Here is a 14,992-nt window from a genome sequence, read left to right as displayed (position 1 = left end):
AATCATATTAAGGAAACTGTAGCAAGATATTAAGCAAAAAATCCCTGCTCCCTTACGTGGCGGGAGATAGGGATTCAATATATAAATTAATTAAATCAGGCAGATTCAGCTAATTGCAAAACCTTTAATGGCAAATCACCTGCATATAAGCGGGCATCTGTGCCTCCAATAAAATAGCGGCTTCCCCTAACAGGAATGGATGAATCATCCTGCCAAATTACTGACAAGTATTCATCACCCCACCCTATCGGTTGAACAGATAATATCGAAAAATGACCACGGGGATTGACTTCTACGATTTGCACTGGCAAAGGGCAGGAAGTTGTTTGCTTGGTACTAAGTGTCATATCCCAAGGGCGGAAAAAGACATCTACGCTTCCTTGATGCAGTGGCGTGATATCCAATGGAAAAATTTTCCCGCCAATCCAGAGTTGGGAACCTTTAATTTCACCATTCAGTTTGTTTATTTCACCCATAAACTCAAGGACAAAGCGGCTTTCCGGTTCATGCCATACTTGCTGAGGAGTACCGACCTGTTCGATGCGGCCTTGATTCATCAGCACTACCCGGTCAGCCACTTCCATCGCTTCTTCCTGATCATGGGTAACAAATACGCTGGTAAATTTCAATTCTTCATGAAGCTGGCGCAGCCAACGACGCAATTCCATTCGTACCTGAGCATCCAATGCGCCAAAAGGCTCATCCAGCAATAGGATCTGTGGCTCAACCGCCAATGCCCTTGCCAATGCCACACGCTGTTTTTGCCCGCCAGAGAGTTGCGAAGGATAGCGTTCTGCCAAATGAGAAAGCTGCACCATATCAAGCAATGTCATGACCTTACGACGCAATACCTCAGTACTGGGGCGCTGGCGGCGGGGAAGTACTGTCAGGCCAAAAGCTACATTATCAAACACCGTCATATGGCGAAATAAAGCATAGTGCTGGAATACAAACCCAACACGGCGATCTTTTGCATGTAATCGGCTGACGTCCTGTCCGTGAAATTTCAGTTGACCCGCACTCTGCTGTTCAAGCCCCGCAATGATCCTCAGCAATGTCGTCTTACCTGAACCCGATGGGCCAAGCAGGGCTACCATCTCACCAGATTCAATATCCAGTGAGATTTCATTCAGTATCTGAGATCGACCAAAAGATTTACTGATTTTATTGATTTCAATACTCATATTTCGCTCCTGATCTACTCTTGCTGGCGGCTTAAACGCCATTGCAATGCACTTTTGACAATCAGAGTAATAATCGCCATCACCGCCAATAAGGCCGCTGCTGTAAATGCGCCAACCGTGTTGTAATCTTGATACAGCAGTTCAACCTGCAAAGGCAGCGTATAGGTTTCACCGCGAATTGCCCCCGATACCACAGACACAGCACCAAACTCCCCAATCGCCCGTGCATTGGTCAAAACAACACCATATAACAATGCCCAACGGATATTCGGTAGTGTCACGCGCCAGAACATCTTCCAGCCAGAGGCTCCCAATAATATGGCGGCTTCATCTTCTTGATTTCCCTGACTCAACATCACCGGCACTAATTCACGAACAACAAACGGACACGTCACAAATACTGTCACCAACACCATGCCAGGCCATGAAAACATCAGTTGAATGTCATAGCTCCCCAGCCAGCCACCTAACCAACCTTTGTCACCATAAAACAGAAGATAAAGTAACCCGGCCACAACTGGCGAAACCGCGAACGGAATATCAATTAATGTCAGCAATAATTGTCTGCCGGGGAATTGGAAACGCGTCACCAGCCATGCCGTCATGACCCCAAAAACTAAATTGAGAGGAACGGTGATAAGCGCAATCATCACTGTCAGCCAGATAGCATGCAGCATATCGGAATCGAAAAGGTTCTGGGCAACCATGTCGATTCCTTCGGAAAAGGCGGTCAGGAAAATCCATGCTATCGGTATGACCAACAATAAAACTGAAAAAAACACGCCAGTGCCAATCAGTAACCATTTCCCCCAATTGGTGGAAGAACGTTGCGCCACTGTATATTCAGAAACCGTGTCTTCAGAAACAGAACATTCGGAAAATCTAGTCATCAATGTCCCCCTATCCGTTTACCGAAGCGACTTTGCAATATATTGACGCTAAACAACAATAATAATGATGCGGCAAGGATGACCGAAGCGATCGCACTGGCGGCCGGATAATCAAATTCTTGCAGACGGACAAAGATCATCAGGGAGGCGACTTCGGTTTGCCAGGCAATATTGCCCGCAATAAAAATCACAGCACCAAATTCCCCCAAACTACGTGTAAAAGAGAGCACAGTCCCGGCTATCAATGCAGGGGAAACCTCTGGCAAAATAACCTGCTGGAAAGTTTGCCAACGGCTTGCGCCCAATGTCTGTGCCGCTTCCTCATATTCGGGGCCTAATTCTTCAAGAACAGGCTGAACAGTGCGAACAACAAAAGGCAGACTTGTAAATGCCATTGCGACCGCAATACCCAGCCAAGTATTGGCAACTTTGATATCAAGGTTGCCAAGCCAGGCACCATACCACCCAGTCGCAGAAAAAAGTGTCGCCAGCGTTAAACCCGCAACAGCTGTCGGTAAGGCAAATGGCAAATCCATCAAACCATCAAGTAAACTGCGTCCCGGAAATTTATAGCGCGTTAATATCCAAGCCATTAACATGCCAAAAACCATATTGAACAAACTGGCAACCGCTGCGGCCAGTAATGTCACTTTATAAGCAGCCACAACCTGCGGGTTGACGACAACCTGCCAATATTGCTCCCATGTCATATTCGATAGCTGTACCACCAGAGCGCTTAATGGCAACAGCAAAATAAGGCAGACATAAAATAGGCTACAGCCCAAACTCAGCCCAAATCCGGGCAAGACACGTTTACTGAATACCGACATTATTTACGCCCTTCCATCAATAACTGCTCAAGCGTGCCACCAGTATTGAAATGAGTTTTCATTACTTGAGGCCAGCTACCGAATTGTTCTTCGAGGCGAAATAATTGGGTCACAGGAAAACGGGATTGATGTGCTTTCATAATATTTTGATCAATCACACGATAGTTAAAACTGGCTATGATTTGCTGGGCAGCCGAACTATACAGATAATTTAAATACGCTTTGGCGGCGATTTCAGTGCCGTTTTTCTCAATATTTTTATCCACCCAAGTCACCGGGAATTCAGCCAGAATATTTACCGACGGCACAATAATCTGATAGTTATCTTCACCATACTGCTTACGGATGTTATTGACCTCAGATTCAAAGCTAATCAATACATCCCCTACTCCCCGTTCAATAAAAGAGGTTGTTGCTCCACGACCTCCGGTATCAAACACTTCCACATTCTGTAAAAAACGCAGCATCAGTTGGTGAACCTTTGCAGGATTATGTGGATTTTTTTGCTGAAAAGCGCCCCATGCAGCCAAATAGGTATAGCGCCCATTACCTGATGTTTTTGGATTTGGGAAAATCAATTTCACGTCATTTCGTACCAAATCTTCCCAGGTCCGAATGTGTTTAGGGTTATCTTTGCGCACCAGAAAAGCCATGGTGGAATAGTATGGAGAACTATTATTCGGAAAGCGCTGTTGCCAGTTGGCAGGAATGAGATTGCCGAGATCGTGCAAAACCTGAACATCCGTGACTTGATTATAAGTGACGACATCCGCTCGCAACCCATGTAAAATGGCCAACGCTTGTTTAGATGAACCTGCATGAGATTGTTTGATGGTTAATTTATTCTGCGGGTTTTGTTCATTCCATTGTTTTTCAAATTCCGGATTCAAGCTCAAGAATAATTCTCGTCCAATATCATAAGAACTATTCAGCAGCCCGACAGCCAAGGCGCTGGAGCTATAAGCGTTGAGACTAGCAAAAAGCAATAAGGTAGCCACTCCGCTCAATAATTTATTTTTTATTGCCACTATTTTCATCCAACACCTTACTCGTCACACTATTTGACAGCCCTTTCTTTACTGTATCCAGAATCTTTATAACAGGGTAGTATACTAACCTATGTTTTATATACCGAATTTTTATGAGAAATGATGAAAAGCGATAAGGTGTAGAAAATATAAGCGGAGTGGTGATCTGGTATTAATTATTTAGAGCTAATTATCAGGTATGTCACGGTGCAGCAGGGTGATCCCTTATCAACCAATACCACAGTAAATAGCATTGAAATGATTTGCACCGTTGTTTAAATTTAAAATGTCTGTAACTGCGTCATATTGCTTTCCTTTTATGAAAATATTTTTTCTTTAAATAAAATAATTATCAGAATTTTATCATGACTTCCAAATAATTTGCGAAATTTTCCAACTCCTCAAAACATCATCAGAAGGCATTAATCCTTCAGGACCATTCCAAGTTCCGGTAAAAACATAGTTGACATGCTGACTTTGCGGAGCAGTACAAATGACGGCAGGCTGTGCAGTAACATCATGGGAACGCTGACATTTTCCGAATGCCTTGTTATATAGCTCAGAGAAAGATGTTCCTATTTTTGCTCCCCAAACTGTTTTAACCTCGTCATCCAATACATCAATACGGTTAACTTTACCATTGACCAGCCCGTGAAACTCCACTTTCACCTGACCTTCTTCCATGCCCTGAATCACACTGACTAACTTACCATTTTGCATTTCCATGCCGCTACGCAGATGATATTTCCCTTCCAAACCCTTTTCTATCGCTGCTTGAGCCATATCTGTTTGTTTATTGATTTCTCCAATCCCCTTCTCAGAAACACTCAAGGAACCGCCAAACCAGTTAAAAGGAGATAAAGCTGGCCATGATACACCTAATGTTCCAGCACAAGCTGTCAGCAAGAATGAGCATCCTGCTAAGCTACTGACTGCCATAATTCTTTTATACTTGGAATACTTATGTCCAAAATACTTATGTCCAAAATGCTTATGACTAAAATACTTGAATGCAAAGAATTTATTCATCACTATTTTCTTACCCTTAGCTCTGTAGAACTGATACTTGATATCTATCAGACCACACTTTCAAAAAAACATTCAATTGTAAATATCAAATCGCTCATAAACAGAAACATCAAATTATATTTAAAATAGTTTATTTATTAACTAAAATCACTCCTCACATTAACAGTGAAAAGTCTGTAACTTTAGAAAATCTTCTTATTACGCGGATTCACATAATAATAGCTAAATAGCACAATACTATTCAGCCATTTTAAGTTCACATATTTATTTAATAGGTAGCTCAATCAATAATTAAACGCTTACTAAATATCATACTCTCTTGACCTAAATAATCATATTCCATCTTTTCACACATACAAATTGTTGCATCATTTTCTTCTGTAACCATGATCAAAATATTTGGACAACCTCTTGCCAATAATTTTTTTTCAAGGCGGGAAATCAGCGCATTAGCTATTCCTCTACCTCTAAATTCAGGATGAACTCCCAGATAATAGGCATGACCACGATGCCCATCATAGCCGCCCATCACTGTACCAACCACTTCCCCCGCAACTTCAGCAACCAGAAATAAATCAGCGTCATGGTTGAGTTTACGCTCAATATCTACTTCTGGATCATCACCAGAGTTAATCAAATCGCAGCGTTCCCAAAGTGTAATAACGGCTTCAAAGTCGTCTTGCCGAAATATCCGAATTTCCATAGTTAATAAGCCTATTTAATAAGCAATTGAATCACTGTTAATTATCGCTGCTTTTATTGTGGAATCAATATGAAAATGCGTTTACAGACACTAACAGGTATACTGCTGGTCTTCGTAACTAACCAAAATGAAAGCAGAAATGAATATACCTAACATATATCAAGTGAAGAATTTTTTCCTCTCATTGCAAGATCACATCTGCAAGCAACTGGAACAACTTGATGGTCAATCAACTTTCATGGAAGACTGCTGGCAACGAGAAGAAGGTGGTGGCGGGCGGAGCCGTATACTAACGGAAGGTATGGTTTTTGAAAAAGCCGGAGTGAATTTCTCACATATAACGGGGAATTCAATGCCGGCTTCTGCCACAGCCCATCGTCCAGAATTGGCAGGTCGCAGTTATCAGGCTATGGGAGTTTCCCTTGTTATTCACCCAATTAATCCCTATGTCCCAACGAGCCATGCAAATGTGCGTTTCTTTATTGCTGAAAAAGAAGGTGAATCTCCTGTATGGTGGTTTGGCGGTGGTTTTGATCTCACGCCTTATTATGGTTTTGAAGAAGATGCTATTCATTGGCACACCGTTGCCAAAAATTTATGTCAACCTTTCGGTGATGATATTTATCCTAAATATAAAAAATGGTGCGACGATTACTTCTTCATAAAGCACCGAAATGAACCTCGCGGCATTGGTGGTTTGTTTTATGATGATTTAAATACGCCCGATTTTGATACCTGCTTTAATTTCACGCAAGCGGTCGGAGATGGGTTCTTATCTGCTTATTTACCTATTGTTGAAAAAAGAAAAAATATCACTTGGGGCGATCGAGAAAGGCAATTCCAGTTATATCGTCGAAGCCGCTATGTCGAATTTAACCTCGTCTGGGATAGAGGAACTCTCTTTGGTTTGCAAAGTGGTGGAAGAACTGAATCAATATTAATGTCCATGCCCCCGTTAGTACGTTGGGAATATGGTTACTCCCCAGAGTCTGACTCTCCTGAATCTGAATTACATACCTCATTTCTAATAAAAAAAGATTGGGTATGACAATTCAAAACAGGAATATAGAGGAATCTCTTTATTCCTGTTTTATTTTTTATTTTTAAGATTAACTCTGAAACTCTCAGGAGATTTATCATAATACTGATAAAAACATTTATTATTTTTCATTAGCAATACCCTGCCATAAAAAATCAATACTTTCACTAATGACTCTCCTATTAATTACAGCTAGTATTCAATCCGGGCCCGAAAAAAACTAATACAACATCTAACGACAAAAACAGGGTATTATTATGAAAAACAATCAAACCAATATATATAGTTTAATTCCTCCATTTGTTTTAGAACATATTTCTGATGATTGTGATGCATGTACTAGTCAATATGTATTAAAAACATTAGATCATGTTTATCAATTAATGAGTGCCCCTTCTGAAGAGAATTTATCTCAACAGGAAAACCAAATAGGCAAAGATGATAAACTTCACCGCACTATCTATAATGCTAAAAATAAAGAAAGGTTTCCGGGGGAAGAATTATCTCGTGCTGAAGGCATGTCAGACATTTCAGATATTGCGGTTAATGAAGCCTATGATTATCTTGGAAAAACCCATGAATTCTATAGAAAAATTTTCGGTCGCAATTCTCTTGATAATGAAGGGATAAAGTTAGTTGCTACAGTACACTATGGCACAAACTATCTGAATGCATTCTGGTCCAGAAAACAAATGGTATTTGGTGATGGTGATGGAAAGTACTTCAATCGTTTTACCTCCGCCATTGATATTATAGCCCATGAGTTGACGCATGGTGTCATCGAGAGTGAAGCAGAACTGGATTATATCTACCAATCTGGCGCATTGAATGAATCCATCGCAGATGTATTTGGTATTATGGTTAAACAATATGCTAATAACCAAAAAGTTGATGAATCTAATTGGTTATTAGGCGAAGGTTTACTCGGAGAAAAATTTAATCCAGATAACAAACCCGGTGTTGCGTTACGCACCTTTATCAAACCAGGAACGGCATTTTCCGGAGATAAGCAAGTTGGTCATATGGATCAATATGAAGATCTTCCCTTCACCGTTGACAATGGAGGAGTTCATATATTCTCAGGCATTCCCAACAGAGCATTCTATCTAGTGGCGATGGAGTTTGGAGGCTACGCCTGGGAAAAAGCAGGTAAAATTTGGTATGAAACGCTACTGGATAATCGCCTATCTTCAGATGCAGATTTTGAAGATTTCGCCAAACTAACGGTTAATAATGCAGAGAAGTTATTTGATAAAAAAACCGCTGATATTGTAAATAACTGTTGGAAAGAAGTTGGCATTCTACTTTCTAAAATAAATTAAGTTAATAAAATATCAATTAAAATTCTAATTAGCAACATTAAGATAATCTTAAAAACAAACAATAAAGGGTTAAGGATAGCCCTTTATTATATTTATAAATTAATATGTTAAACACCAAAAAACACATTGTATTAGTAGTAAATACCACCATTTAGATTCATAATTGATTTAGGCCCTAAGAATATTCATAACATCTAAAAAGCGGGGTATTATTATGTGCAGCCATAAAGAAAAATTAAACAAATCTGGGATTATCCCACCATTTTTATTAGAATATGTTGTTAAAATTTGTGGTCAATTAGATAAAACGTACATATTAAAAACATTAGACCATGTTTACAATCTAATGAATAACCCTGCAGAAGAAATAGATACTCTAGTTCATGGATATCAGCCAGGTTCTGATAATAAATTGAACAGAACTATTTATAGTGCTGAATATAATGATCTATATCCAGGTAAAATATTAATTTTACGTGAAGATATGACTGTAATCGATGATGTTTCAGCCACTGAAGCTTATAATTATCTTGGTAAGACATATGAGTTTTATAAGGAGATTTTTGGTCGTAATTCAATTGATAACCAAGGTCTTAAATTAGTTGCTACTGTTCATTATCAAAGAAATTATATGAATGCATTTTGGGATAATAATCAAATGATTTTCGGTGATGGTTATGCTCCCTACTTCAATAGTCTTACATCGTGCATTGATATTACTGCGCATGAACTGACCCACGGAGTAACTGAAAGTGAAGCAAATCTTGATTATGCTTATCAGTCAGGTGCATTAAACGAATCTATTTCAGATGTATTCGGCATTATGGTAAAGCAGTATGCTAATAACCAAAAAGCCAACGAATCTGATTGGTTGATAGGCCAAGGAATATTTGGCCCGGCACTTAATCCAGACAATGATCCTAATATTGCCTTACGTTCATTTAAAAACCCCGGAACAGCAAACCCGAAAGATAACCAAGTCGGTCATATGAATCAATATCAAGATTTGTCAGTCAGAGACGATAACGGAGGTGTCCACAAATATTCAGGCATTCCCAATAAGGCATTCTATTTATTGGCAATAGAATTGGGAGGATACTCATGGGAGCAAGCCGGAAAAATCTGGTACAACACATTATTGGACAAACGGTTATCCCATAAAGCCAGTTTTAATGATTTTGCACAGTTAACCGTTGACAATGCTAACATATTATTTGGTAAGAAAATTTCAGATATTGTGACCCATTCATGGAATCAAGTCGGAACCTTGCTCTAAAAGCAAGAATATCTCACTAATCATCAAAGACCAAGGAAGGTCTTGATTATATTTATATATTCCTCCACTTCCTCTACTCATATCTACTATTTGAATCAAATTTTTTATTTTTTCAAAGTTGCAGATCGCTAATAATAAATTATCCCTCTATTTCATAAAATGAATTATTTTACTACTTTGTGTCATATCATAAAAATTTACATTTTTAGTAGTGACTAACATGGTTAATTTAGTTACTATTTGAGTTAGGAGAAATATACACCAACACGGCAACACATACAAAACAAGGTATTATCATGAATAATAATAGAACGAGTAAACAGAATATAATCCCTCCTTATTTATTGGAATATATTGCAAAAACCTGTGATGCTAATGACAAAGAAAGTGTTTTAAATACATTAGATCACGTTAATAAACTAATGGAAAAATCAATCAGCGAAGATCCCTCAGACCCTAAAGATGACCCCCTGTTCTATAAAAATAAAAATTTTTCTGAATCAGAAGGCAGTTACCAACTATCAGGAAAATAAATTTTTGGAGAAAACTTTTTTTAAATAAATTTAATTTTAGAAAAATGTTCTATCATAGAAACAGATAACAAGTGTCAAAAACAAACTTAACTGAAGTGTAGCATTATTCACTGATTTACATAATATTTAAGATAACCAATAAGAAAAATATCCAAATTAATACAGCAGGGTATATAATTACACTGATATTCATGAGAAAATTTTTCAACTAATTAGTTTTACTTGTAAAATTATTTTATGTAGTATTTTTTATATTTATGATAGTTGAATGACTTTCTTAAAAAGAAGAATAAATAGAAAAATCACAAAATCATAAGCTTATATTTAAAAAGAAAAAATTATACGTTTACTTAATAATAAAGGGCTGAAAACAGCCCTTTATTTATAACAGTATTTTGAAATAATTAACGTTTTTTCAGATGTTCCATCAAACGCTTACGTTTACGAAGCTGAGTCGTTGTTAATGTATTTTTCTTGCCCGCATAAGGATTAGCGCCTTCTTTAAATTGAATGCGGATAGGTGTTCCCATCACCTTCAAAGAACGGCGGAAATAATTCATCAAATAACGCTTATAAGAATCCGGTAAAGCCGTCACCTGATTACCATGGATAACCACAATAGGTGGGTTATATCCACCAGCATGGGCATACTTCATTTTCACTCTGCGGCCACGAATCATCGGTGGTTGATGATCATCTTCAGCCATACGCATTATACGGGTCAATAAAGCAGTGTTAACACGGCGGGTTGCACTTTCATAGGCTTCCTGAATTGATTCAAATAAATTCCCGACACCACTACCATGCAATGCAGAAATAAAGTGAACACGCGCAAAATCGACAAAACCCAAACGCAGATCAAGCATATCTTTGACGTGATCTTTATCTTCCTGACTCATACCGTCCCATTTATTTACAGCAATAACCAGAGAACGGCCACTGTTAAGAATAAAACCAAGCAAAGAGAGATCTTGATCAGAAATTCCTTCGCGGGCATCCACTACCAGCAACACAACATTCGCATCTTCAATCGCTTGAAGCGTTTTAATCACAGAGAATTTTTCAACTGTTTCAGTGACTTTTCCACGCTTACGAACGCCCGCGGTATCAATCAAAATATATTCACGGCCATCACGCTCCATAGGAATATAAATGCTGTCACGGGTTGTACCTGGCATATCATAAACAACAACACGTTCTTCACCCAGAATACGGTTGGTTAATGTGGATTTACCCACATTAGGGCGGCCAACAATTGCAAGTTTCAGTGGCAAGGCGGTAGGATCAAATGCCTCCTCTTCTTCTTGTTCAGCAGAAGCATCCAACTCAGCTTGCTCCATTTCTGCCCAATAAGCTGCGTTAGCTTCTTCTTCAGTCAGTTCGACTTCTTCCGTTTCTTCTTTATCAGAAAATGGCAGTAGCACACGTTCAATCAGTTGTGTCACACCACGACCGTGAGAAGCAGCGATGGAATAAATATCCCCTAACCCCAGTGAATAAAATTCAGCTATAGAGGTGTCAATATCAATACCATCAGTTTTATTCGCCACCAAGAAAGTTGCTTTTTCACGGCTACGCAGATGTTTGGCAATCGCATGGTCAGCGGGCATCAGTCCCGATCTGGCATCAACCATAAAGAGAACGATATCAGCCTCTTCTATGGCCATAAGAGATTGTGTGGCCATATGCGTTTCTACGCCGTCTTCTGTACCATCGATACCTCCCGTATCAATGATGATGAACTCCTGCTCTTCAACCTCTGCCCGTCCATACTTACGATCACGGGTTAAGCCAGGGAAGTCCGCTACCAGCGCATCTCTGGTTCGGGTTAATCGGTTAAATAAGGTGGATTTTCCAACATTCGGGCGCCCAACCAGCGCAACGACAGGTATCATTTTTTGATGCCTCATGACTATATTTAAATCGATATCCTGCTGAAAGTGCCCTTTCAATGTTGTTCACCACAACAAGATACAAAGATACTAAAAAGACGAAACGGCTCCTGTTACTGTCCAGGAGCCGTATAATTTCGTGTTATTTAAAACACGTTCTGGAATTAGCGAGTATACAGATAAACTGTTCCGTTCTTCGCTTGTACCATCAGTTTATCACTGGCAACAACTGGGCGACTCAACAGGCCAGAACTATCAACCTTGTTCTGCGCCACAAATTTGCCATCAGCCATATTCAACCAATGCAGGTAACCTTCACCATCACCAACAACCAGATAGCCATTATACATTTCCGGGGCTGTCAGGTTACGGTGCAAGAGATTATTTTGCGACCATAAAGTCACTCCATCACTCTTACGCAGAGACAAGATACGGTCATTTTGATCAACAATAAAAATATTGCTGTCCGTGATGACCATATCATTCACCGAGCCCAGTTCACGTTTCCAGATGATCTGACCTGAACGCATATCCATTGCTACTAAACTGCCGTTATAAGCCATGGCATAAATAATATTTTCAGAAATGACTGGGGTCATATCAACATCATTCAGGCGATCTATTTCGGTAGAACCTGTTACCTGAGAAATCCTCTGTTGCCAAATTAATTGCCCCTGAGACAGCAAAATAGCACTGATTCGACCATTATCACCACCTACAACTGCTGCACCATAGGCTACGGCAGGAGCAGATTCACCACGAACTGATAATGGAGGTGTATCTATGTTAACTGACCAAGCAGCGCTACCATCAGTTTCGTTCAATGCCTGCAACATACCATTGCCAGTATGAATCAAGACAAGGCCATCACTTACTACAGGACGGGACAACGCTTCACCAGCAACTGTTGAATCCCATTCAACCTTACCGCTCGTTGTATCCAGTGCGATGACTTTTGCCTTTTCTGTTCCGACATACAAGCGATCACCGGATACAGTCAAACCACCGGAAAGCAGCGCTGGCAAGCGGGATGACAACAAACCTGCTTTTTCTGACAGATCCGTTGCCCACAACTCTTTACCGCTGTCTATATCAAGTGCTTTGACAACACCATGACGATCAGCAACGTAAACCGTTGAACCCTGCCAAGCTGGTGATAAATGAGAGTAATACTGCCCAATGCCACTCCCAACAGACTTATCCCAAGCGATACGAGGTTTAAATTGATTTTCAACCTTCGGCAACGGTGACATTGTTACCGTATCCTGTTCGCTTGAACAACCTGCCAGCAGAACAGAAGCAACCAGCCCAACCAAGAGTGTTTTTCGCAGTTGCATTATGAAGTTGGCTCCCTTAGTTGGATAAATTATTAAGTTTAATTTTCATGAGGTCTTTGATTAGTTTAGGGCCATCAGATCCAAGCCCCATAGAATATGCTGCGCGCGCGCCAGCAATATCTCCTTTTTTGGTCAGAATATCCCCACGAATATTCTCAACCATAACCTTCCATCCCTTGCCTTTGACCAGCTCCAGCGTTTTCAGCGCAGCATCCGTTTTATCTTCCGACAATTGAACCCGGGCCAAACGAATATTGAACAATGCTTGCATGTCCTCATCTTTGGCTTTACCGGAGGCCGCCAGCAAATTTTTCTCTGCCTGAGCCAGATTATTTTGGGTAATAGCCTGTTTTGCCAGTTCCAGCTCCGCCATAACACCGTAGACATTATTCGTTTCATTAGCGAACTTTTCTACGGCAACAACGCTTTCTTTCGACCCCGACTGCAATGATTTGTTCAATTTCTCAAATACTGCCGCCGTATCATGTAACTGGTTTGTTTGATGAGTCTGCCAGTAACGCCAGCCAATCAAAGCACCAATACCTAATACTAAACCAACAGCAAGGTATTTACCGTTGGTAGATAAAAAACGCTTTATTGCGTCAACTTGTTCATTTTCAGTGGTATAGACTTGCACTAGAGTCTTTCTCCTTAGCCTAACAGTTCTCTCAAACGCGCTGCGACTGCTTGTTGTAGCAACGTTTCTTGTTCACCGCTTCGTAAATCTTTCACTGTGATATTGCCAGCTTGAATTTCATCTTCCCCAAGGATCAAGGCAACTTTGGCACCGTGTTTGCCTGCACGCGCCAACTGTTTCTTAAAGTTACCACCACCATGGTTGGTCATCAGACGCAATTCAGGCAGTTGATCACGAATTTTTTCTGCCAATATCAATGCAGCTTGCTGGCTGCCTTCACCAAAGGAAGAGAGATAAACATCGGCAACTGTCAGGTCAGCAACAAAATCGGGATTGATTTCCTGCACTAACAGAACCATACGTTCCATGCCCATTGCAAAACCCACAGCGGGTGTTGCCTTACCGCCCAATTGCTCAACCAAACCATCGTAACGCCCCCCCGCACAAACGGTTCCCTGTGCACCCAAAGCAGATGTCACCCATTCAAAAACAGTACGATTATAGTAATCAAGGCCGCGAACCAGACGCTGATTAATACGGTATTTGACACCTGCACTATCAAGTATCTGACACAGTCCATCAAAGTGTTCTTTCGATTCGCTATCAAGATAGTCAAACAACTCCGGCGCATCATTAAGAAGTTGCTGAATTTCAGGGTTTTTGGAATCCAATACACGCAGTGGGTTGGTATACATGCGGCGCTGGCAATCTTCATCCAGCTTCTCTTTGTGCTGCTCAAGGAAAGCCACCAGTGCTTCACGATAATTTGCCCGGGCTTCCTGTGAACCAATAGAGTTCAATTCAAGTGTAACGTGATCAGCAATACCTAGTTCACGCCACCAACGGGCTGTCATTAAAATCATTTCAGCATCAATATCCGGCCCCTGAAGACCAAACACTTCAGCTCCCAACTGATGGAATTGGCGATAGCGGCCTTTTTGTGGACGCTCATAACGGAACATAGGCCCGATGTACCACAAACGCTGTTCCTGATTGTACAGCAGACCATGCTGAATACCGGCACGAACACATCCTGCCGTATTTTCTGGGCGCAGGGTCAAGCTTTCACCATTGCGGTCGTCAAAGGTATACATCTCTTTTTCGACAACATCGGTCACTTCCCCAATGGCACGTTTGAATAACGGGGTCTGCTCTACAATCGGTGTCCGAATTTCGCTAAAACCATAACCTGACAGCACACGTTTCACCGTGGATTCAACTCGTTGCCAGATGGCCGTTTCAGCAGGAAGGCAATCGTTCATGCCACGAATAGCTGGGATATTTTTTGTCAC

The 14,992-nt window shown here is 40.6% G+C and carries 14 protein-coding genes; 4 read left to right on the top strand and 10 right to left on the bottom strand.

What is annotated here, in order from left to right; genetic code table 11:
* Nucleotides 1-95: 95 nt before the first annotated feature.
* The 6 genes from cysA to Xvie_RS14395 all read right to left on the bottom strand — a co-directional run bounded on the left by cysA (nt 96) and on the right by Xvie_RS14395 (nt 5,664).
* Nucleotides 96-1,184, bottom strand: coding sequence for a sulfate/thiosulfate ABC transporter ATP-binding protein CysA (gene cysA, locus Xvie_RS14425; RefSeq protein ID WP_086109999.1), 1,089 nt, complete (start codon nt 1,182-1,184; stop codon nt 96-98).
* A 14-nt stretch (nt 1,185-1,198) separates the two neighbouring features.
* The gene (gene cysW, locus Xvie_RS14420) at nt 1,199-2,074 is read right to left on the bottom strand and encodes a sulfate/thiosulfate ABC transporter permease CysW (protein ID WP_244175660.1); all 876 of its coding nucleotides are present in this window, start codon (nt 2,072-2,074) and stop codon (nt 1,199-1,201) included.
* Nucleotides 2,074-2,907: a sulfate/thiosulfate ABC transporter permease CysT gene (cysT, locus tag Xvie_RS14415; RefSeq protein ID WP_208612596.1), complete on the bottom strand. Its 834-nt coding sequence runs from the start codon at nt 2,905-2,907 to the stop codon at nt 2,074-2,076. The genes cysW and cysT overlap by 1 nt, the downstream gene beginning before the upstream one ends.
* A complete protein-coding gene (gene cysP, locus Xvie_RS14410) occupies nt 2,904-3,941 on the bottom strand; it encodes a thiosulfate ABC transporter substrate-binding protein CysP (protein ID WP_086109997.1) in 1,038 nt (345 codons plus the stop codon). The genes cysT and cysP overlap by 4 nt, the downstream gene beginning before the upstream one ends.
* Before the next feature lie 354 nt (nt 3,942-4,295).
* Nucleotides 4,296-4,871 (bottom strand): RpoE-regulated lipoprotein, encoded by a 576-nt coding sequence (locus Xvie_RS14405; RefSeq protein WP_086109996.1) that lies wholly within the window; start codon nt 4,869-4,871, stop codon nt 4,296-4,298.
* 370 nt (nt 4,872-5,241) lie between these two features.
* Nucleotides 5,242-5,664, bottom strand: coding sequence for a GNAT family acetyltransferase (locus tag Xvie_RS14395; RefSeq protein ID WP_086109994.1), 423 nt, complete (start codon nt 5,662-5,664; stop codon nt 5,242-5,244).
* Between the two features lie 139 nt (nt 5,665-5,803).
* On the opposite strand from Xvie_RS14395, the gene hemF reads away from it, so the two are divergent.
* The 4 genes from hemF to Xvie_RS14375 all read left to right on the top strand — a co-directional run bounded on the left by hemF (nt 5,804) and on the right by Xvie_RS14375 (nt 9,834).
* The gene (hemF, locus tag Xvie_RS14390; RefSeq protein ID WP_086110031.1) at nt 5,804-6,712 is read left to right on the top strand and encodes an oxygen-dependent coproporphyrinogen oxidase; all 909 of its coding nucleotides are present in this window, start codon (nt 5,804-5,806) and stop codon (nt 6,710-6,712) included.
* Nucleotides 6,713-6,960: 248 nt separating this feature from the next.
* Entirely contained in the window at nt 6,961-8,025 is a 1,065-nt protein-coding gene (locus Xvie_RS14385; RefSeq protein ID WP_086109993.1) for a M4 family metallopeptidase, read from the top strand.
* Nucleotides 8,026-8,239: 214 nt separating this feature from the next.
* Nucleotides 8,240-9,301, top strand: coding sequence for a M4 family metallopeptidase (locus Xvie_RS14380; protein ID WP_086109992.1), 1,062 nt, complete (start codon nt 8,240-8,242; stop codon nt 9,299-9,301).
* 296 nt (nt 9,302-9,597) lie between these two features.
* Entirely contained in the window at nt 9,598-9,834 is a 237-nt protein-coding gene (locus tag Xvie_RS14375; protein WP_086109991.1) for a protealysin propeptide domain-containing protein, read from the top strand.
* Nucleotides 9,835-10,238: 404 nt separating this feature from the next.
* Here the strand turns inward: Xvie_RS14375 and der are convergent, their stop codons facing one another.
* From der to hisS, 4 genes are all read right to left on the bottom strand, one after another.
* On the bottom strand, nt 10,239-11,729 hold the full coding sequence (gene der, locus Xvie_RS14370; protein WP_086109990.1) for a ribosome biogenesis GTPase Der: 1,491 nt from the start codon (nt 11,727-11,729) through the stop codon (nt 10,239-10,241).
* A 161-nt stretch (nt 11,730-11,890) separates the two neighbouring features.
* The gene (bamB, locus tag Xvie_RS14365; protein ID WP_086109989.1) at nt 11,891-13,063 is read right to left on the bottom strand and encodes an outer membrane protein assembly factor BamB; all 1,173 of its coding nucleotides are present in this window, start codon (nt 13,061-13,063) and stop codon (nt 11,891-11,893) included.
* Between the two features lie 16 nt (nt 13,064-13,079).
* Nucleotides 13,080-13,700 carry a YfgM family protein gene (locus Xvie_RS14360; RefSeq protein WP_086109988.1) on the bottom strand — a complete coding sequence of 207 codons (621 nt, stop codon included), beginning with the start codon at nt 13,698-13,700 and terminating at the stop codon, nt 13,080-13,082.
* A gap of 14 nt (nt 13,701-13,714) precedes the next feature.
* The gene (hisS, locus tag Xvie_RS14355; RefSeq protein ID WP_086109987.1) at nt 13,715-14,992 is read right to left on the bottom strand and encodes a histidine--tRNA ligase; all 1,278 of its coding nucleotides are present in this window, start codon (nt 14,990-14,992) and stop codon (nt 13,715-13,717) included.

This window comes from Xenorhabdus vietnamensis (genome assembly GCF_002127535.1).
GTDB classification, from domain to species: domain Bacteria; phylum Pseudomonadota; class Gammaproteobacteria; order Enterobacterales; family Enterobacteriaceae; genus Xenorhabdus; species Xenorhabdus vietnamensis.
This window is presented reverse-complemented; position numbering and strand designations above follow the sequence as displayed.

Excerpts from the sequence above, each read along its gene's own strand:
- cysA (WP_086109999.1), bottom strand. The coding sequence starts at position 1,184 with ATGAGTATTGAAATCAATAAAATCAGTAAATCTTTTGGTCGATCTCAG.
- cysW (WP_244175660.1), bottom strand. The coding sequence starts at position 2,074 with ATGACTAGATTTTCCGAATGTTCTGTTTCTGAAGACACGGTTTCTGAA.
- cysP (WP_086109997.1), bottom strand. The coding sequence starts at position 3,941 with ATGAAAATAGTGGCAATAAAAAATAAATTATTGAGCGGAGTGGCTACC.
- Xvie_RS14405 (WP_086109996.1), bottom strand. The coding sequence starts at position 4,871 with ATGGCAGTCAGTAGCTTAGCAGGATGCTCATTCTTGCTGACAGCTTGT.
- Xvie_RS14395 (WP_086109994.1), bottom strand. The coding sequence starts at position 5,664 with ATGGAAATTCGGATATTTCGGCAAGACGACTTTGAAGCCGTTATTACA.
- hemF (WP_086110031.1), top strand. The coding sequence starts at position 5,804 with ATGAATATACCTAACATATATCAAGTGAAGAATTTTTTCCTCTCATTG.
- Xvie_RS14385 (WP_086109993.1), top strand. The coding sequence starts at position 6,961 with ATGAAAAACAATCAAACCAATATATATAGTTTAATTCCTCCATTTGTT.
- Xvie_RS14380 (WP_086109992.1), top strand. The coding sequence starts at position 8,240 with ATGTGCAGCCATAAAGAAAAATTAAACAAATCTGGGATTATCCCACCA.
- Xvie_RS14375 (WP_086109991.1), top strand. The coding sequence starts at position 9,598 with ATGAATAATAATAGAACGAGTAAACAGAATATAATCCCTCCTTATTTA.
- der (WP_086109990.1), bottom strand. The coding sequence starts at position 11,729 with ATGATACCTGTCGTTGCGCTGGTTGGGCGCCCGAATGTTGGAAAATCC.
- bamB (WP_086109989.1), bottom strand. The coding sequence starts at position 13,063 with ATGCAACTGCGAAAAACACTCTTGGTTGGGCTGGTTGCTTCTGTTCTG.